Origin of the sequence: Bacillus thuringiensis, from assembly GCF_001182785.1 — a bacterium.
GTDB lineage: Bacteria > Bacillota > Bacilli > Bacillales > Bacillaceae_G > Bacillus_A > Bacillus_A thuringiensis_S.
In genome coordinates this window covers 826,376-842,723 of the sequence record NZ_CP012099.1, presented here as the reverse complement: position 1 = coordinate 842,723, position 16,348 = coordinate 826,376, and the positions used below count along the sequence as shown (strand labels likewise).

The following is a 16,348-nucleotide window of genomic DNA, read 5'->3' as shown; positions in this document are numbered from 1 at the left end:
TTAAAATTTCTTTCATCCGATTTGTATATTTCTCAATAATCTGTTAATACTGCCAGTAACATAATATTTTCTCCACTCCCCCTTGGAGAGATCCCTTGAATGGAGCAGTTAGCTTTTGCTAGCTGCTCTTTTTTATTTATCCGTACACTATGATGAAATACTCATAGATCAAATCCATTTTTCATCACATAACAACCATCTATTTATTTTCCAATAAGTTTTTGTATGCACTAATTTTATTCTCAAGCATCTTCTCTGTAACCTCTAAGTTTTCTCTTTGAATCTGAATAGATTTCCTATGATCTTCTAGAAGCTGTAAACGAGCTTCTGTTGTATGCTCCCCTTCTGTATATAGTCTAGCGTATTCTCTTATTTTCGCTATTGGCATTTGCGTTTGTTTTAATTTCATTACAAACTGCAACCACTTTATATGTGACTCTTCGTAAAGTCGATTTCCATTTGTATCACGATTTGCAATTAATATATTTTCCTTTTCATAATAGCGTAGTGTATATGTGCTCACTCCTAATAACTTTGCTACCTCGCTAATTGTGTACATACTCAAACTCCCTCCATATGCTTACCCTCATATATTTTATGACCGAATCAAATTTATAAAAAACATTTGACTTAGAGTATACTCTAACAAATACAATCTAACCATAAATGAATTTGAATTTAGGGGGATTTTATATGAAATACACGGTTATTACTGGCGCAAGTTCTGGAATTGGTTATGAAACAGCTTTAGCATTTGCATCTCGCGGAAAAAATTTAGTACTTGTAGCTCGAAGACAAGAAGAATTAAACGGATTAAAATTGAAAATTAACGAAATGCATCCTGAGTTGGATGTTGTCATTCGAAAAACTGATTTATCTGTGACTGAAGATGTTTATAAACTTTATGAAAGCCTACAAGCTTTTCAAATTGAAACGTGGATTAACAACGCAGGTTTTGGTAATTTCGCCTCAATTGCTGAACAAAATTTAAATAAAATAGAGACGATGTTGCATGTCAATATAGAAGCACTAACAATACTCTCTTCTCTTTTCGTTCGAGATTATTCAATGGTTGATGGAACACAGCTTATTAACGTTTCATCGGGCGGCGGATACACAATTGTTGCTGATGCTATTACGTATTGCGCTACGAAATTCTATGTAAGTGCCTTTACAGAAGGGCTGTCTCACGAACTGAAAGAACAAGGCGCAAAACTGCAAGCAAAAGTTTTAGCTCCTGCTGCAACTGAAACAGAATTTGCGAAACGTTCATTTGATATTGATGAATTCCAATACGATAATGTTGTACCAAAATTCCACACTGCAAAACAAATGGCACAATTTATGCTCGATCTTTATGATAATGATAAAGTTGTAGGAATTGTCGACGGTTTAACGTATAACTATGAACTTAAAGATCCACTTTATAATTTTGCCGTGAGACAAAAGAATTCAAATTCTTAATAACCTGTCCATTTCTTATGGAAATATATATTCCCACTATATATGTAAATAATAGTGGGAACTTTTTCCCTATAAATTTTTCATCCAACATACCGCACCATCGCCACTTCATCACAATAATCCACCTTTGGGCAATGTCTACAATCAATCCATACTTTCTCTGGCAACGTTTCTTTATTTACAAAAGCAAATCCACACTTTTGAAAAAATACTGTTTCATATGTTAAGGAAATTACTCTTCTTACATTTATTTTCGTAGCTTCCTCCATTACATGATTTACGAGCATACGCCCTATCCCTTTCCCTGCATATGTATGCGAAACTACTAACGATCGTATTTCTGCAAGATCTTCCCCTAATACATGTAATCCAGCAACTCCAACAATTCTCTCGTCTTCTTTCATAACATATAAACATTGCAAATATTGATAAAGAGACAAAAGAGAACGTGGTAAAACAACTCCCTCTTTTGCATAAACCTCAATAAGACTATAAATTTCTTTCACATCACTCGTCACCGCATTACAGATTTTCATATTACATCCCCTTGCCCTCGATATTAATATTTATAACTCAAAATGAATTTTAATTCATATTTTTATATAATAATACATCTCTCTTTTCTCCTCGTCAATCAATTTATACAAACAAAAAACCAAGCAATCTAATCGATGCTCGGTTCCTCATTTCGTATCGGCAATACCGTCGAATATTTAATTTCACGAAGTGCTAAACTTGTCTGTATCCTTGTAATACCAAGCTTATTCAGCTTTCTAATAAACTGCTCTAGTTCTTTACGATCACGATTTGCAACCTTTAATAAATAATCGTACTCTCCTGTTAAACAGTGACATTCTAACACTTCTGGCATCGATTCTAATTCTTTCTCCAACACTTCCAACTTGTCAAATTGATGAATATTCGTACTCATAAAAATAAAGCATAATAAATCAAATCCAAGCTTTTCTTGATTTAAAATCGCAACTTGCTTATCGATGAAACCTTCCCCATCTAACCTTTTTATTCTTGCATGCATCGCAGCCGGTGATAAATTAACGCGACGTGCCAGCTCTGCATTACTTACTTGTGACTCCTTCTGCAATATATCTAAAATTTGTACATCCAAATCATCCAACACTTTAATAACAGACGACTCCATTACAATTCCCCCTTTTTTCTTACCGATGATTATTCGAAAAAATACCTTATAATTTACCCAAAACTGAATATCATTCCGTAAATATCATTCATAGATAAATATTTTATCGAGTTTTAACCATTATACAAAAGAATATATTACACAATAAAGAAAAATGCTAAAATTATTTACAATTCGTATTGATTACAAAAAAGGGGATTTTAGCATGCCTTATTTTTACGTCTTTTTACTATTACTAACGAGCTTATTATGGGGAGGAAATTTTGTCGTTGGAAAATCACTCGTCGATCATGCATCGCCGATGACACTGACAAATTTAAGATGGATGATTGCGATTGTTTGTTTATTACCAATGGTATGGTTTAAAGAAAAGAAAATCCTTCCACCACGTACCGCAATACTTCCGTTAATATTGATGGGAATTTCAGGGGTCGCTCTTTTTAACATCTTTCAATTTTTAGCATTAGAAAAAACATCCGCTACGAATGTAGGTCTTATCTCTACATTGAATGCAATTTCAATCGCATTATTTTCAGTATTATTTCTAAAAGAAAAAGTAAATACACTTCAAATCCTATCCATGATTCTTTCATTCTTCGGGGTTATCCTCGTCCTATTAAAAGGTGATTTCTCGCTTTTATTTTCACTACATTTTAATAGTGGCGATTTATGGATGATTGCAGCAGTTTGTATTTGGGGAATCTATTCTGTTTGTAGTAAATGGGCAACAAAAACAACTACACCACTTATGGCAACGTTGTACTCTGGTATTTTCGGCGTTATTTTATTACTACCGTTTAACATAGGTAGCTTCACTGTTTCAAATATAAATACTTCTTTCATCACATCACTTTTATATACTGGGCTTATTTCGACAGTTCTTTGTATGGTATTTTGGAATATTGGCGTACAAAAATTAGGCGCAACTACATCAGGTATTTTTCTAAACTTCAATCCAATTTTCACAGCCATTTTAGCATTCATATTCCTCGGAGAAGAATTAACGTGGATACAAATTTTAGGAACAATTGTCGTTGTAACAGGATGTTATTTATTTTCTCATTTCAAAACTGTCGCTGTTCAGCCAACTAGAGCTTTAATGCGAAAACATTCTTAATGAAAAAACATCGTCATCTGGGTTGGCGATGTTTTTATTTTCTCTTCATTTCTTTTATATACTGCTTTTCCTCTTCTGGCGATAAACGTTCCGTCGCCTTGCCAGTATCTCCACCTTGAAGGCTCCATAAAAAGTTATGCTCCTCAACAGTTTGAGAAAAATCTCCTTTTTCCCATCTATTTATAATAGAAAATAACTTCATTTTATATTGAAAACCTGTACTATTTTCAATATCTCTTTTTACATTAGAAATTTCCTTTTTTGTCATCTCTACAAATCCCCATTTTTCAGAGGATTTTACCTTTTGATGCACCATTTTATGCATAGTAGAAATAATTTCACCTTCACTAATTTGCGGGGCTTCTTCTGCAGCTTTTTTCTCTTTTTCGTTTGCCGCTCGCTCGGTTTGAATATTTGTATTTTCTTTTTCCACATATGCAAGCAATTTCTTTCCGCCAACTATAGAAGAGATGATTACCATAATGGTAATACATATACCTACAATCCATTTAAAAAGCATTAGCTCTTCATCGCTTCCCTAACAATATGACTATCTACATACTGCTTAAACTTCACGATTTTTCCATTTTCAAGCTGCCATACATGAACAAATTCTGCTTCAAATGATTTTCCTGTTTCTTTATAAACTCCAGAATACATACCTTCAGCAATAATTACATCTTTTCCGTTTACTTCATGATATGTATTTACACTTGCTTTATAATCATCCCATTCTGATCCTAAACGGCTAAATACATTTTCCATTATAGCTTCTACGCCTTTATATGTTCCGCCATACGGGAAACCTTCTGCCTCTGTCCATTCCACTTTTTCAGAGAGGGCTTCTGCTAAATGCTTTGCATTCGAAGAAGCTGATCCTTCATACGTGCTTTGAATAATTTCTAAATTTGATTTAGGCATATTACTTCCTCCCGTTTATTTATTTTTACACAAGACGTAACCAATGCAGTTACATCTTGTGTAAAAAAATATTTAAATTGTTTCATTCGTAATTCATTAGCTGTAATCATTATAGTTACAATAATTCTTCAAGTCAACAATTTATAAATAAAATTTACTTCGTTTTCATTACTTTCTCTTTTAAGAAACGATCTACATATCCTTCTGCTTTTACTACGAATAAATACGCACCCATTGATAATAATGCAAGATCTAATTCATATCCTGGATTCTTTCCATCTCCTAATAAACCTGCTGCTCCATTTACCTTTACGATAGCTCCAGCTAAAATAAGAGCGAATAACAATCCTACATATCGTACACCTAAACCGATAATTAATAATATACCACCAACTAATTCTACAGTTGCTACGCCGTATGCAAGGCCACCTGGTAAACCGATGCTTGTAAACCATCCTGCTACGTTATCGATACCTGATTGAAACTTTGCTAAACCATGTGCAAAGAACGTAACTCCTAACACGATACGAATAATTAAATTCCCAATATATTGATTCATTTTGAACTCTCCTTTTTGTTTTGTTATGGTGAACTTTTATTCACAAGTCAAAACAATACGGTATTTTATTTCATTCGTCAAATACTTTTTTTAAAGAAAACAAAAAACATTATCCCTTTTACGGATAATGTTTTCCTACAAAATAGCGCTAATTCAAGCTTTTATTCTATCGCATAAAAAAAATTGAAACATTTTTCCAGCGCCAATATAAGGCAGTAAAGAAACGTCCTCTTCCACAACCATTCCAACAACATTCACTTTCTCATCTACAGGTAAATCATGTGTAGCAACTTGCATCTCCCCTGCATATCTACCGTACAATTCATTATCAATTGTAATGCTGCCTTTCTTTCTTACAATTGTATGCATCGGCTGTAAAATCACTCTATTTCCTTCCCTTGATTCTACAGATCGAATAACATCACGAGCCGGATCTAGTCTATTTGTATGCACTTGCTCCACCACTTTTAATACTTCTTTATCAGTTATAAATGATTTGTAACGCAATGGAATAATCCCTCTACTCGCACTAGCTACTTCTTGCATGCTTTCCAAACTTGCGCTTATATCTCCAATCAATACTTTATCAACACCACAATCTTGAACAAGTTCTAAATACGCTTCAAGCGGGCGCATATTGCGATGTTTTTCTAACGTTGGTAACCCTTCATATAACGGACCACGTTTTTCCGCATCTCCTGGAATAAATGCCATCGTTTTTATTCCGCACTCCTGTAAATATTGATTTTGCTTTTGTAAGAAGGACCTTGCTAGTCCTGTCTCTGGACGTGGGTAAAAATTATGCCACGCTTCTACATTCTCTACTCGTATATGTTCTGTAAGTAACTCTTTCCAAAATGACTTTGTAATCGTACTCGCATTTAAAGCTACTTTCATCTTATGAGATACGCTTGCAATTTCTTTTGGCGCAATGCCGTAATCCATTCTTAAACCGGTAATGCCCCAGTCCAATAGTTCTTCCACATTTTCATATGTTAGCCCTAAATGATGTAACGATTTTGGAGAAACATCAACCATTAACTCCATTTCATGTGCAAGAGCTTGTTTCCCTAATATTTGAATTAACTCTTTATACGTATTTGGATCATCTTCTGGAATGTGCAGTGATGTAAAAATAGATGTAAACCCATTTTCTTTCGCTACTCTTAGCCACTCTTCTTGTTTCTCTACTCGTTCTTTTGAAAGATAAATGGAAACTCCGATCATATAAATCTCCCTTTCTATTAATAGAAAAAGAGAAAGGAATCCCTTTCTCTATATGTTTTCTGCCATTTCTTCTTTAAATCCGAAGAAGTACGTGAAGATAAATCCGAAAGCATATGCAATTACTAAACCTAAGAAATATAGTAAATATTTATTGTCAGCAATTAACGGAATTAAAGATAGCCCTGATACGCCAATTCCAAGTGAAGCCGTTTGCATAACTGCTTGGAATGCACCACCGACAGCCGCTCCTAAACAAGCAGTAATAAACGGTTTCCCAAGTGGTAATGTAACCCCGTATAATAACGGCTCACCAATTCCTAAAAAGCCAACTGGCAATCCACCTTTAATCACATTACGAAGTCGTTTATTTTTTGTTTTTACATAAATTGCAATCGCTGCGCCCACTTGGCCAGCACCAGCCATTGCGAGTACCGGTAATAAAGGTGTTACGTGTGTTTGATTAATAAATTCCATATGAATTGGTGTTAAACCGTGATGTAATCCGACCATAACGAGAGGTAAAAATGTTCCCGCAAGTACTGCGCCAGCAAATGCTCCGCCAATATTTAAAATAGCATTAATTCCGCTCGTAATACCATCTGATAAGAAACCTGCTAATGGCTGAATGGCTAACATCGTTACGATACTTACAACTAATACAGTAATAAGTGGTGTCACGATAATATCAACTGCATTTGGCACTGCTTTTCGAACTTGTCTTTCCACTACAACCATAAGCCATGCTGCAAAAATTACTGCAAACAATCCGCCCCGTCCGGGCACTAATGCTTCACCAAACAATTTTACGTTTGCCATCGCCGGGTTAAAAATTAAAATACCAGCAATTGCCCCAAGAACCGGTGTCCCGCCAAATTCTTTCGCTGTATTCCAACCAACTAAAATTCCTAAGAATGTAAAGATACCGCCGCCAATGAGTAGTAACATTTGTAACCACGTTGCATTTGGATCAGCACCAGCGTTTTTCGCAAAGTTAGCAACCCCGTTTATAATTCCTGACGCAACAAGCCCCGGAATTAACGGAATAAAAATACTTCCTATTTTTCGTAAAAAGTTTTTCACTGGGGTATTATTTTTCTTCTTAATCTCTGACTTCATCTCTTGCCCAATATCTTCAAGGTGATGATCTGCTACCTCACCAATTCGTAGTCCTGTCAAACCTTCCATTTTAGCTGCTACTTTATTTACTGTTCCTGGGCCAACGACAACTTGAAGCGTCTCATCTTCTATAACACCCATAACACCTTCAACTTTTTTCAAAAGGTCCATGTTTACTTTACTTTCATCATGAAGCGTTAAACGTAGTCTCGTCATACAATGAGCAATACTACGAATGTTTTTTATTCCCCCAAGTTGCTCCGAAATTTCCTTGGCCATTCTCTCTTCTTTCTTCATAATAGAATCCCCCTCCCTATTATTTTATAGTGCTTTCTTCACAAACCCTTTTGCGTATTTTAGTTTCTCCAGTGCTTCCCCATACTCACACTGCAACAACACCATAACAATGGCAGCTTTTACGTTACGTTCTGCCTTTTCATAATACTCTGCCGCTACTTCATAACTAGCGCCTGTTGCTTCCACAATAATTCGTTTTGACCGTTCTACTAACTTTTCATTTGTGGATTGAACATCTACCATTAAGTTTTTATATACTTTTCCTACACCAATCATCGAAGCTGTTGAAATCATATTCAGCACTAATTTTTGTGCTGTACCAGCTTTTAAACGCGTTGATCCTGTTAATATTTCTGCACCTGTCTCTACTTCTACATTTAACTTTGCATATTTACTTATTTCAGCATTTTTATTACAAGAAATACTTGCTGTACTCGCTCCTACGCTCTGTGCGTATTTCAAGCCGCCAATTACGTAAGGAGTTCTACCACTTGCAGCAATTCCAATCACTGTATCTTTCTCATTTAATCCAATACTTTTTAAATCTTCTTCTGCTAACTCTTCGCGATCTTCGGCACCTTCCACCGCCTTAGTAAACGCTTTCAATCCACCTGCTATAAATCCTTGCACCATTTTATCATCCGTGCCAAATGTCGGCGGACATTCCACTGCATCTAGAATACCTAAACGACCACTCGTACCAGCACCAATGTAAATTAAGCGTCCCTCTTCTTCAAAAGATTTAATAACAGTCTGTACAACCTTTTCAATTTGTTCTATCTCTTTTTCAACTGCTAACGCAACAGTTCGATCTTCTTCATTCATACTTTGCAACACTTCTTTTATGCTCATTTCATCCAGATTCATTGTTTTCTCATTACGATGTTCTGTCGATAAATTTTCTAACATATTTCCACCCTCTTTGAAATTATATTTCACACTTTTATTATAACTTTAAGAAACTAAAAATCAATAACCCTTTCTTATTTTATGAAATAAAATTTCACAACATGACATATTTTTGTCAAAGATAATAAAGTGAAACTTTAATCAGTGGGGGTTTTGTTCATCCCCACTGATTATTAGCCCGCACCAATCGGGCTTTTACGGGCAGTTGATCCCCCACCTAACTTCTTTGCTTCCGCTGAATTTTGAAGTGGGGGTCTTACTGCCCGGCAAATAGCGGGATAAAAAAAGATGAGTCTCCTCATCTTTTCTTCTACTTTAACTTCCGTAACCGCAACGCTTCTTCTCGCGTCTCCATAAATTGATCCAATACTTTATTACCAATTCGGTTGAAAGTAATCACATATAAAGCATCAATCATATTCAGTTGCGTCATTCTCGACGCAATACTTGCAATACGATGATCTTGTTCTACATCTGGCATACAAAGACGAATGTCCACTTCTTTATATAAGGGGGATGATTGATCTAGCTTCGTAATTCCAATAACAGTTGCACCTTGTCTCTTTGCATACTGCGCCATTTCAAGCACATCTCTCGTTCGACCAGATGTTGAAATCGCAACAAATATATCGCCTTCTTTTAAATTCGTCACAAGCGGCAACATCATATGAAAATCAGATAGCATCATCGCTGTAAATCCAAGCCGTGTAAATTTATACGCCCCATCCATTGCTGGCGTAGCTGATCCACCTACGCCGTAAAATATAATTTTGCCCGCATTGACAATACGATCTGCAGCTTTCTCAAGTTCCTTCTTATCTATCGCAGTAACGCTCGCCTCAATTGCAGCTTTATTCACATAAGTGACTTTATTAAACAAATCGTACGGTCCATCTTCCGTATTCATCACTGAAAAATCGTTAATATTATAATCAGCAATCGTTAATTCACGAACGAGTGCTATCTTAAATGCTTTAAAACTTCCGATCCCAATCGACTTACAAAAACGAACGACACTCGCCTCACTTGCGCCTGCATTCGTTGACACTTCTTTCGTCGTTAAGTTCGGAACAATCTCTGCATTCTCCATTATGTACATGGCAACCTTCTTTTCAGCTGGTGAAAATTGATCCATATTACTTTCAATTTTAAATAGTAATGTTGAAGCTTTCACTATTTAACCTCCACTTCTTACGGTTGCGTTCACTTATTTTCTCTTGCTTCAAGAAGGTAAAAACCATCATCGCCAGGAGGATGAAACACATTTACAATGCGATTCCCTTTTTGATAAACAGTTCTTTCTCCTTCTGTCCACTTCTCTTTCCAACCGTTCATCCAAATCGCAACATCAGGTAAAAAAGCAGTATATTTCAGCTTCTGACCGTACTCACCATCTGCTTCTTCCGAAAAAATAGAAACCGGAAAATCTTTCACTTTTGATTCTTTCCATGCAGTAAATGGTATACATACTGCAATAAGTACGATTACACCGATAACCTTCTCCTTCGTAATTTTCACACTTCCCTCTCCTTGTCATATTACATACATAGATTTTACCATAATTACAAACCCTTCATGCTATATGACCATTGCTTTTTGGAATAAAAAAAGAGCTTACCTGCATCAGATAAGCCCTTCCTCTCTATACAAAATATTTCTTCAAAAGTGGCGGTGTAATAATCGTCGTCAATATAACAACAATAACAATCGCTGTGAAATTTTCTTTCGCTAATAAATTCGCCGTAAGTCCATTTGCTGCGATGATAAGTGCTACTTCACCACGTGATACCATCCCCGCGCCAATACTAATAGAAGATTGGAGATTAAAACCTGTCAATCTCGCTCCTAAACCTGATCCAATTAACTTTGTGAAAATCGCAATGAGGGTCATAATAATAATGAACCAAAGCTGGCTTCCAATGCCTTGAAATGTAATTTCCATTCCGATACTTACGAAGAATACTGGAACAAATATTGCATAAGCAATCGGTTCAATTTTATGTTCCACTTCATGCTTATACTCTGTTTGAGAAATAGCAATTCCTGCTGCAAATGCTCCAATAATGCCTGCAATTCCCATCATTTCACTGTAATAAGAAAAAGAGAAGCAAATAATAAGAGCCGCGCTAATTAACGCTTCTGTTACACGAAGCGGGACAAGCATTTTCATAATCCAAGGAACGACTTTCCAAGCAATAAAAACAATACTTACAAAGAAAATAATTTTCTTTGCAATGACAAGTGTTATATTTACATCTTGTGTTCCTAAAAAACTCATTACAAATGCCAATAAAATAACGACAATGACATCATCAAATACGGCAGCACCTAAAATTGTTGTACTTTCCCTCGTATTCATTTTTCCTAAATCACGTAGCGTCTGCACCGTAATACTAACCGATGTTGCGCAAAGTAATAATCCTAAAAAAATGGCATGGGACTGCATTAATCCAAACAGCAATCCTGTTACATAACCACCGATGAAAGGAAAAATAATTCCACCAGCCGCTACTGCAAATGACGATTTCAAATTCCGATTTAACTCTTCTAAATCTGTTTCAAGTCCCGCCATAAACATAAGTAACAAAACACCAATCTCACTCAGTTCATCAATTAGTTCAGAACTATTAATAATACCGAGTACAGCTGGACCGATAATAATACCGACAATTAACTTACCAAGTACAGAAGGCTGACCAAGTCTCACACTAATGTCACCAGCTAATTTCGTACAAAGTAAAATGACGACAAGTTCAAAATAAAATAACATAGCATCTGCTCCTACTTTAACTTTAATCAGTGGGTCGTTAACCCCCGTCCATTTCTGCAAGTAGTTTCCCCTATTGATCCGCATTTTATTTGTCATATTTTTATTTGACAAAATATTCTGAATTATATTAAGATTAATCCAGCAATTTTAAAAAACTACATACCATAACTGCACCTCCACTTCCTTACTTACTCTTTTCTCATGGGCTCATACTATAGCCGCCGTTATGGAAATGAAAAAATGGAGGGAGAGTCCAAAGTGAAGTCATTATTACGAAAAAAAGCGCTTAGTACTGAATCACCAAAGCAACTCGAGAGAACATTAACAGCACTCGATTTAACGTTCTTAGGAATCGGCGCCGTAATTGGGACAGGGATCTTTGTATTAACAGGTATTGTTGCAGCAAAACATTCTGGTCCTGGTATTATGCTATCATTCCTTATTGCTGCATTTACTTGTGCTTGTGTAGCCTTTTGTTATGCTGAATTTGCTTCTTCTATTCCTGTCTCAGGAAGTGTGTATACTTATGCATATATGACAGTCGGAGAAGTCGTCGCCTTCATCGTCGGATGGTGTTTAATGCTCGAATATTTACTTGCAGTCGCGGCAGTAGCTGTCGGTTGGTCTGGTTATTTGCAATCATTACTACAAGGATTCAATATACACCTGCCCGCCATAATCGCCTCAGCCCCCGGCGTAGGAAAAGGTGGTCTCATCGATTTACCAGCTGTCTGCATTTTACTTCTTATTACCGGCCTTTTAAGTTTTGGTATACGTGAAAGTGCACGCATTAATAATATTATGGTTCTTATTAAACTAGCTGTTATCATTGCCTTTATCGTAGCAGGCGCAAAATATGTAAAGCCTGAAAACTGGACACCGTTCATTCCATTCGGATACGACGGTATTATTACCGGAGCTGCCACTGTATTCTTCGCCTTTTTAGGTTTTGATGCAATCGCAACCGCTGCAGAAGAAACGAAAAAACCGCAGCGTGACTTACCAATTGGTATTATCGGTTCTCTTCTTATTTGTACTGTTTTATATATGATCGTATCTTTCGTTTTAACAGGTATGGTTCCTTATACGCAATTAGACGTTTCTGATCCAGTTGCATTTGCATTGCATTTCGTTGGTGAGGACACAATTGCAGGACTACTCGCTGTTGGAGCGATGACTGGAATGACAACCGTCCTTTTAGTCGTTATGTATGGACAAGTTCGCGTTTCGTATGCGATGAGCCGTGACGGTCTACTTCCAAAAGCGTTATCACGTGTAAATAAAAGAGTAAAAATCCCTTTATTAAACACGTGGATTACTGGCGTTGTTGCCGCTTTATTAGCAGGACTTTTAGATTTACATTTGCTAGCGAATTTAGTAAACATCGGTACGTTAACAGCCTTTACATTCGTTTGCTGCGCAGTACTTATTTTACGAAAAACACATCCTGACTTAAAACGCGGATTCCGTACACCTTTCGTACCTGTATTACCAGTTGTCGCGATTCTTTGCTGCTTATATTTAATGATCAATTTGTCTAAAACAACATGGATTAGCTTTGCAGTTTGGCTTATAGTCGGCTTATGCTTCTATTTCTTCTACTCTAGAAAGCATAGTCACTTAGCTACCGAAAAAACGAATGATGAAAAGAAAAAAGCATAACAAAATAGCTCGCCGTTTTAGCGGCGAGCTATTTTTCTGTACTATTATATTTTTTCGTTAACGATTGTAAAATGAAAAATATGCCGATGCAAGCTGTAAACCATGCCCAATTTCCTATTGGCGTTGCGTATTTAACCATTCCAATACCTACAAGCAATAGGAAAATAATCACCTGATATATGAGCTTCCACTTTTGCATATATTCCCTCCTTTACTTCGTTCCCTTCTTTTTATTCTTCCAGGCATTCAAACTATCAAAGAAAAAGTTAATAAATAACGTTCCTAGTCCTGCTAATAAGAAAGTCATTAAAAATAAAACCCAAATACTTTTCTCTTTTAAGAAATAATATCCTACAAGGAGCACAACCGCGATCCATACATATTCAAGAATTCTTTTTAGCTTTTTCTGTTCCAAATTATTCGCTCCTTCATTCTATACTACTTTTAGTATAACAAAAAAGAAGCCTATCATGATAAGCTTCTTTTCCTCTCTCTTATTTGTTCATACTTTTTTCAACGAGTGAAATCGCATGCTCTAATGTACGATTCATCGTTTCTACCTGTGCATCTTTTACTTTTACATCTTTCACTACAGCTTCGGCCACTGTAATTTTTTGACTCAGTGCTTTCACTGAACCGTCCGTTACATTTGCATCTTGAGCTTTTTTCACTACTACTTTTGCAGATTCAATATTGATTTGTAATTTTTCTTTCGGTGTTTTCGGTTGTTCTACTACTTTAGATTGTACAAATGTTACATTAGCTGTTTTTAATTCGTTATATGTTTGAACGATTTGCTCTCCCGTACTCCCTACATTTTCAAACACTTGTTTTGCGTTATTATAGCTTTTCTCTAATTCTTGAAATGCTTCCTTTGAATATTGACCTGGCTTATCTCCAAATCCATACGTTCCAGCTAACACTTCTTTTACTTTTCCAAGCTCTTCAAATAACGCATTTACTTGCTCTAACTTCGTACGGTTAGAGAACTCATTGTACGCCGCTAATACTTCTGAAGAACTTAACGCTTTACTATATAATTTCGCAAGCGCGATTTGTCCATTTAACGGAATACCACCATTTCCGTTACTATCAGGATCCGCTCCAAATGCAAATGGTACGTTTGGATGATACACTTTCCCAGTAGCTGGCTGACTATTTACTTTTTTACCATCTACGTAAATTGCCACTTCACTTCCGTTATACGTTCCTGTTAAATGATACGTTTTGTTCGCTTCTAATTGAACTCCAACACGTTTATAGCTGCCACCAATGTGAGCCCATAATTCAACATATCCACTTCCTGTAGACTCAAATCCAATTCCGCCGCTCTCTGTATTTTGCAAAATACCTTGGCCACGGATTTGATTCATTGAAAATACCGTTTCTAGCGTAAATGTATTTGCTACTTTCTCTTTTTGTGCCGCTGAAAATGGAAGGTATCCAAATGTATTAGATTGTCCGTTTAATTTCATCACATTCTTTTTCAATGCTTTATCATATTCAATAACCACATTGCCCTTCACATCACCTTTTGTACCAAATGGTGAATTGTCTTTAAATGTACCATCTGCAAAGTTTACATCGAAAACATCAGCTTTTGGTACTTTCACATTCGGGTCAATATTATCTTTTTTCGTAGTAATTTCCGCAGTTAACGGCTGTGCGGTTTCATTGCCAAATGAATCGATTGCAACGACTTCAAGTGTATATGTTTTCCCGCCATCTAATCCTGCAAGTGTAAATGTAAGGTCTTTTGGCACTGGATCACGATAAAACTCTGAGAATGCTAACAATTTATTCTTTATTTCTCCCGTCTGCTTATCTCTAGCTTGTACACGATAAGAATGAACAAGAAGGTTGTCCAATGCTTGCGGGAATGTTACCGTTGCCGCATTTTCTGTTACATTTGATACAGCAAGCTTTGCATCCTTAGCAAAGTAAGGCTTTTCTTTATCACGATCTTCTACATGTGTAAATGTTTCTTTCTTTGCTGGTAATTTAATTTTCCAAGGCTCGCCTGTCCAAGAATTCGTATGGAAATCACGACGATTAATCGTTACTTCTTCATCATCTACTTCTACTAATAAACCTTGGCTTAACGTACTAGCTCCTGGCGGGATATTCCCTTGTACTTTACCACCTTCAACTTCCATATAACTTACTGAAGATGTACCAACTGATGTAAAGTCTTTTTGATGAATCGATCTTGGATCGTCTAACGGATAATGCGAATGACCCGAAAATGTAATAACTTGTGGATATTCCTTTAATACTGTATTAATTTTTGCGCTATCTTGTGTTCCCCATTCATGACTACCGTACACTGTATCTTTAATATGTTGATGTAAAAATACGAAAATTGGTTTTGTTGGATCATCTTTTTGCGCTTTCGCCATTTCTTCTTTTAACCAATTAATTTGCTTGTCTGAATAATATCCATGAGTTGTTCCATTCTCTGGAGACATAACAAGGAAGTGATAACCTTTTACCACTTTATGATAATAAATTGATTCCATACCTGTTTTTTCTAAGAAACGCTTCTGTGCACCCTCTACAGATAAACCGTTCCAATAATCATGGTTACCGAGTGAATTCATTCGCACTGCATCTTTATTTGCATTTTCATTATACACTTGCATGAAACGATCATATTGCTGCACTGATCCTGTATCTGTGAAATCACCTACAATAACAAATGCATCTTGCTTCGGTGCTAATGTATTAAACTGTTCAATCGCTCTTTTCCAGCGAAACGTATCATCCGTTCCACTATTTTTAATATGCACATCACTTACAACTGGAAAAACTATCTTCTTCTCACTTGATGCCTTTTCTTGCTTTTTCTCTTCTGCCTTGACTGATGTACTCCACGGAAATGATACGAACGCTAATACAAAAACCATTAATAATCCAATAAGGCCTTTTACTTTTCTTAAAGCAGTTCTGTCCACGTGAATCCTCCTCATAATAATTGATTCATTACAAGGGCTATTTTATCTAATACATGTTAATGTCGTTTAAATAACAAATGAATTTTATTAGATTTTTGTAAATATACAGTTAATTAGAAATTAAGTCCAACATTCCTCGTACTATTGTATACAACCACCTTTTGTCTAAAAGAGTCTGATCATTCTTTTCCTA

At 36.1% G+C, this 16,348-nt stretch carries 18 protein-coding genes; 3 read left to right on the top strand and 15 right to left on the bottom strand.

Features of this window, described 5'->3' with window-relative positions; all coding sequences use genetic code 11:
- Window positions 1–199: 199 nt before the first annotated feature.
- Window positions 200–559 carry a MerR family transcriptional regulator gene (locus tag AC241_RS04400; protein ID WP_043936790.1) on the bottom strand — a complete coding sequence of 120 codons (360 nt, stop codon included), beginning with the start codon at window positions 557–559 and terminating at the stop codon, window positions 200–202.
- 134 nt (window positions 560–693) lie between these two features.
- Here AC241_RS04400 and AC241_RS04395 point away from each other — a divergent pair, with 134 nt between their 5' ends.
- On the top strand, window positions 694–1,464 hold the full coding sequence (locus tag AC241_RS04395) for an SDR family NAD(P)-dependent oxidoreductase (protein ID WP_050842642.1): 771 nt from the start codon (window positions 694–696) through the stop codon (window positions 1,462–1,464).
- Window positions 1,465–1,544: 80 nt separating this feature from the next.
- Here AC241_RS04395 and AC241_RS04390 read toward each other — a convergent pair whose 3' ends face one another.
- On the bottom strand, window positions 1,545–2,000 hold the full coding sequence (locus AC241_RS04390) for an N-acetyltransferase (RefSeq protein WP_050842641.1): 456 nt from the start codon (window positions 1,998–2,000) through the stop codon (window positions 1,545–1,547).
- Window positions 2,001–2,128: 128 nt separating this feature from the next.
- A complete protein-coding gene (locus AC241_RS04385; protein ID WP_000446097.1) occupies window positions 2,129–2,623 on the bottom strand; it encodes an Lrp/AsnC family transcriptional regulator in 495 nt (164 codons plus the stop codon).
- Window positions 2,624–2,828: 205 nt separating this feature from the next.
- Between AC241_RS04385 and AC241_RS04380 the strand changes: the two genes are divergently transcribed.
- Window positions 2,829–3,740, top strand: coding sequence for a DMT family transporter (locus tag AC241_RS04380; RefSeq protein WP_001146238.1), 912 nt, complete (start codon window positions 2,829–2,831; stop codon window positions 3,738–3,740).
- A gap of 34 nt (window positions 3,741–3,774) precedes the next feature.
- Here AC241_RS04380 and AC241_RS04375 read toward each other — a convergent pair whose 3' ends face one another.
- The 9 genes from AC241_RS04375 to AC241_RS04335 form a co-directional block, all read right to left on the bottom strand.
- The gene (locus tag AC241_RS04375; protein WP_000897995.1) at window positions 3,775–4,260 is read right to left on the bottom strand and encodes a PRK06770 family protein; all 486 of its coding nucleotides are present in this window, start codon (window positions 4,258–4,260) and stop codon (window positions 3,775–3,777) included.
- A complete protein-coding gene (locus AC241_RS04370; RefSeq protein ID WP_016082734.1) occupies window positions 4,260–4,661 on the bottom strand; it encodes a nuclear transport factor 2 family protein in 402 nt (133 codons plus the stop codon). Before AC241_RS04370 ends, AC241_RS04375 begins: the two co-directional genes overlap by 1 nt.
- A gap of 154 nt (window positions 4,662–4,815) precedes the next feature.
- Window positions 4,816–5,220, bottom strand: a complete 405-nt coding sequence (locus tag AC241_RS04365) for a DoxX family protein (RefSeq protein ID WP_001077751.1) — start codon at window positions 5,218–5,220, stop codon at window positions 4,816–4,818.
- A 153-nt stretch (window positions 5,221–5,373) separates the two neighbouring features.
- Window positions 5,374–6,447 (bottom strand): DUF871 domain-containing protein, encoded by a 1,074-nt coding sequence (locus tag AC241_RS04360; protein ID WP_050842639.1) that lies wholly within the window; start codon window positions 6,445–6,447, stop codon window positions 5,374–5,376.
- Between the two features lie 48 nt (window positions 6,448–6,495).
- Window positions 6,496–7,860 carry a PTS transporter subunit EIIC gene (locus AC241_RS04355; RefSeq protein WP_000711299.1) on the bottom strand — a complete coding sequence of 455 codons (1,365 nt, stop codon included), beginning with the start codon at window positions 7,858–7,860 and terminating at the stop codon, window positions 6,496–6,498.
- A gap of 24 nt (window positions 7,861–7,884) precedes the next feature.
- Window positions 7,885–8,769 (bottom strand): N-acetylmuramic acid 6-phosphate etherase, encoded by an 885-nt coding sequence (gene murQ / locus AC241_RS04350; protein WP_000892345.1) that lies wholly within the window; start codon window positions 8,767–8,769, stop codon window positions 7,885–7,887.
- A 310-nt stretch (window positions 8,770–9,079) separates the two neighbouring features.
- Window positions 9,080–9,943, bottom strand: a complete 864-nt coding sequence (locus tag AC241_RS04345; RefSeq protein WP_029441696.1) for a MurR/RpiR family transcriptional regulator — start codon at window positions 9,941–9,943, stop codon at window positions 9,080–9,082.
- A 29-nt stretch (window positions 9,944–9,972) separates the two neighbouring features.
- Window positions 9,973–10,287: a hypothetical protein gene (locus AC241_RS04340; protein ID WP_000704960.1), complete on the bottom strand. Its 315-nt coding sequence runs from the start codon at window positions 10,285–10,287 to the stop codon at window positions 9,973–9,975.
- 124 nt (window positions 10,288–10,411) lie between these two features.
- The gene (locus tag AC241_RS04335) at window positions 10,412–11,635 is read right to left on the bottom strand and encodes a cation:proton antiporter (protein WP_050427771.1); all 1,224 of its coding nucleotides are present in this window, start codon (window positions 11,633–11,635) and stop codon (window positions 10,412–10,414) included.
- A gap of 105 nt (window positions 11,636–11,740) precedes the next feature.
- Here AC241_RS04335 and AC241_RS04330 point away from each other — a divergent pair, with 105 nt between their 5' ends.
- A complete protein-coding gene (locus AC241_RS04330) occupies window positions 11,741–13,201 on the top strand; it encodes a branched-chain amino acid transporter BcaP (RefSeq protein WP_172452147.1) in 1,461 nt (486 codons plus the stop codon).
- A 28-nt stretch (window positions 13,202–13,229) separates the two neighbouring features.
- Here the strand turns inward: AC241_RS04330 and AC241_RS34605 are convergent, their stop codons facing one another.
- From AC241_RS34605 to AC241_RS04315, 3 genes are all read right to left on the bottom strand, one after another.
- Window positions 13,230–13,400 (bottom strand): hypothetical protein, encoded by a 171-nt coding sequence (locus AC241_RS34605; RefSeq protein ID WP_016082737.1) that lies wholly within the window; start codon window positions 13,398–13,400, stop codon window positions 13,230–13,232.
- Window positions 13,401–13,412: 12 nt separating this feature from the next.
- Window positions 13,413–13,616 (bottom strand): hypothetical protein, encoded by a 204-nt coding sequence (locus AC241_RS04320; protein ID WP_000435797.1) that lies wholly within the window; start codon window positions 13,614–13,616, stop codon window positions 13,413–13,415.
- Window positions 13,617–13,695: 79 nt separating this feature from the next.
- Window positions 13,696–16,155: a LamG-like jellyroll fold domain-containing protein gene (locus AC241_RS04315; protein WP_029441694.1), complete on the bottom strand. Its 2,460-nt coding sequence runs from the start codon at window positions 16,153–16,155 to the stop codon at window positions 13,696–13,698.
- Window positions 16,156–16,348 lie beyond the last annotated feature (193 nt).

What these genes read in the sequence shown, in the direction of transcription:
- AC241_RS04400 (WP_043936790.1), bottom strand. Translation starts at nt 559, where the DNA reads ATGTACACAATTAGCGAGGTAGCAAAGTTATTAGGAGTGAGCACATAT.
- AC241_RS04395 (WP_050842642.1), top strand. Translation starts at nt 694, where the DNA reads ATGAAATACACGGTTATTACTGGCGCAAGTTCTGGAATTGGTTATGAA.
- AC241_RS04390 (WP_050842641.1), bottom strand. Translation starts at nt 2,000, where the DNA reads ATGAAAATCTGTAATGCGGTGACGAGTGATGTGAAAGAAATTTATAGT.
- AC241_RS04385 (WP_000446097.1), bottom strand. Translation starts at nt 2,623, where the DNA reads ATGGAGTCGTCTGTTATTAAAGTGTTGGATGATTTGGATGTACAAATT.
- AC241_RS04380 (WP_001146238.1), top strand. Translation starts at nt 2,829, where the DNA reads ATGCCTTATTTTTACGTCTTTTTACTATTACTAACGAGCTTATTATGG.
- AC241_RS04375 (WP_000897995.1), bottom strand. Translation starts at nt 4,260, where the DNA reads ATGCTTTTTAAATGGATTGTAGGTATATGTATTACCATTATGGTAATC.
- AC241_RS04370 (WP_016082734.1), bottom strand. Translation starts at nt 4,661, where the DNA reads ATGCCTAAATCAAATTTAGAAATTATTCAAAGCACGTATGAAGGATCA.
- AC241_RS04365 (WP_001077751.1), bottom strand. Translation starts at nt 5,220, where the DNA reads ATGAATCAATATATTGGGAATTTAATTATTCGTATCGTGTTAGGAGTT.
- AC241_RS04360 (WP_050842639.1), bottom strand. Translation starts at nt 6,447, where the DNA reads ATGATCGGAGTTTCCATTTATCTTTCAAAAGAACGAGTAGAGAAACAA.
- AC241_RS04355 (WP_000711299.1), bottom strand. Translation starts at nt 7,860, where the DNA reads ATGAAGAAAGAAGAGAGAATGGCCAAGGAAATTTCGGAGCAACTTGGG.
- murQ (WP_000892345.1), bottom strand. Translation starts at nt 8,769, where the DNA reads ATGTTAGAAAATTTATCGACAGAACATCGTAATGAGAAAACAATGAAT.
- AC241_RS04335 (WP_050427771.1), bottom strand. Translation starts at nt 11,635, where the DNA reads ATGACAAATAAAATGCGGATCAATAGGGGAAACTACTTGCAGAAATGG.
- AC241_RS04330 (WP_172452147.1), top strand. Translation starts at nt 11,741, where the DNA reads ATGGGCTCATACTATAGCCGCCGTTATGGAAATGAAAAAATGGAGGGA.
- AC241_RS34605 (WP_016082737.1), bottom strand. Translation starts at nt 13,400, where the DNA reads ATGCAAAAGTGGAAGCTCATATATCAGGTGATTATTTTCCTATTGCTT.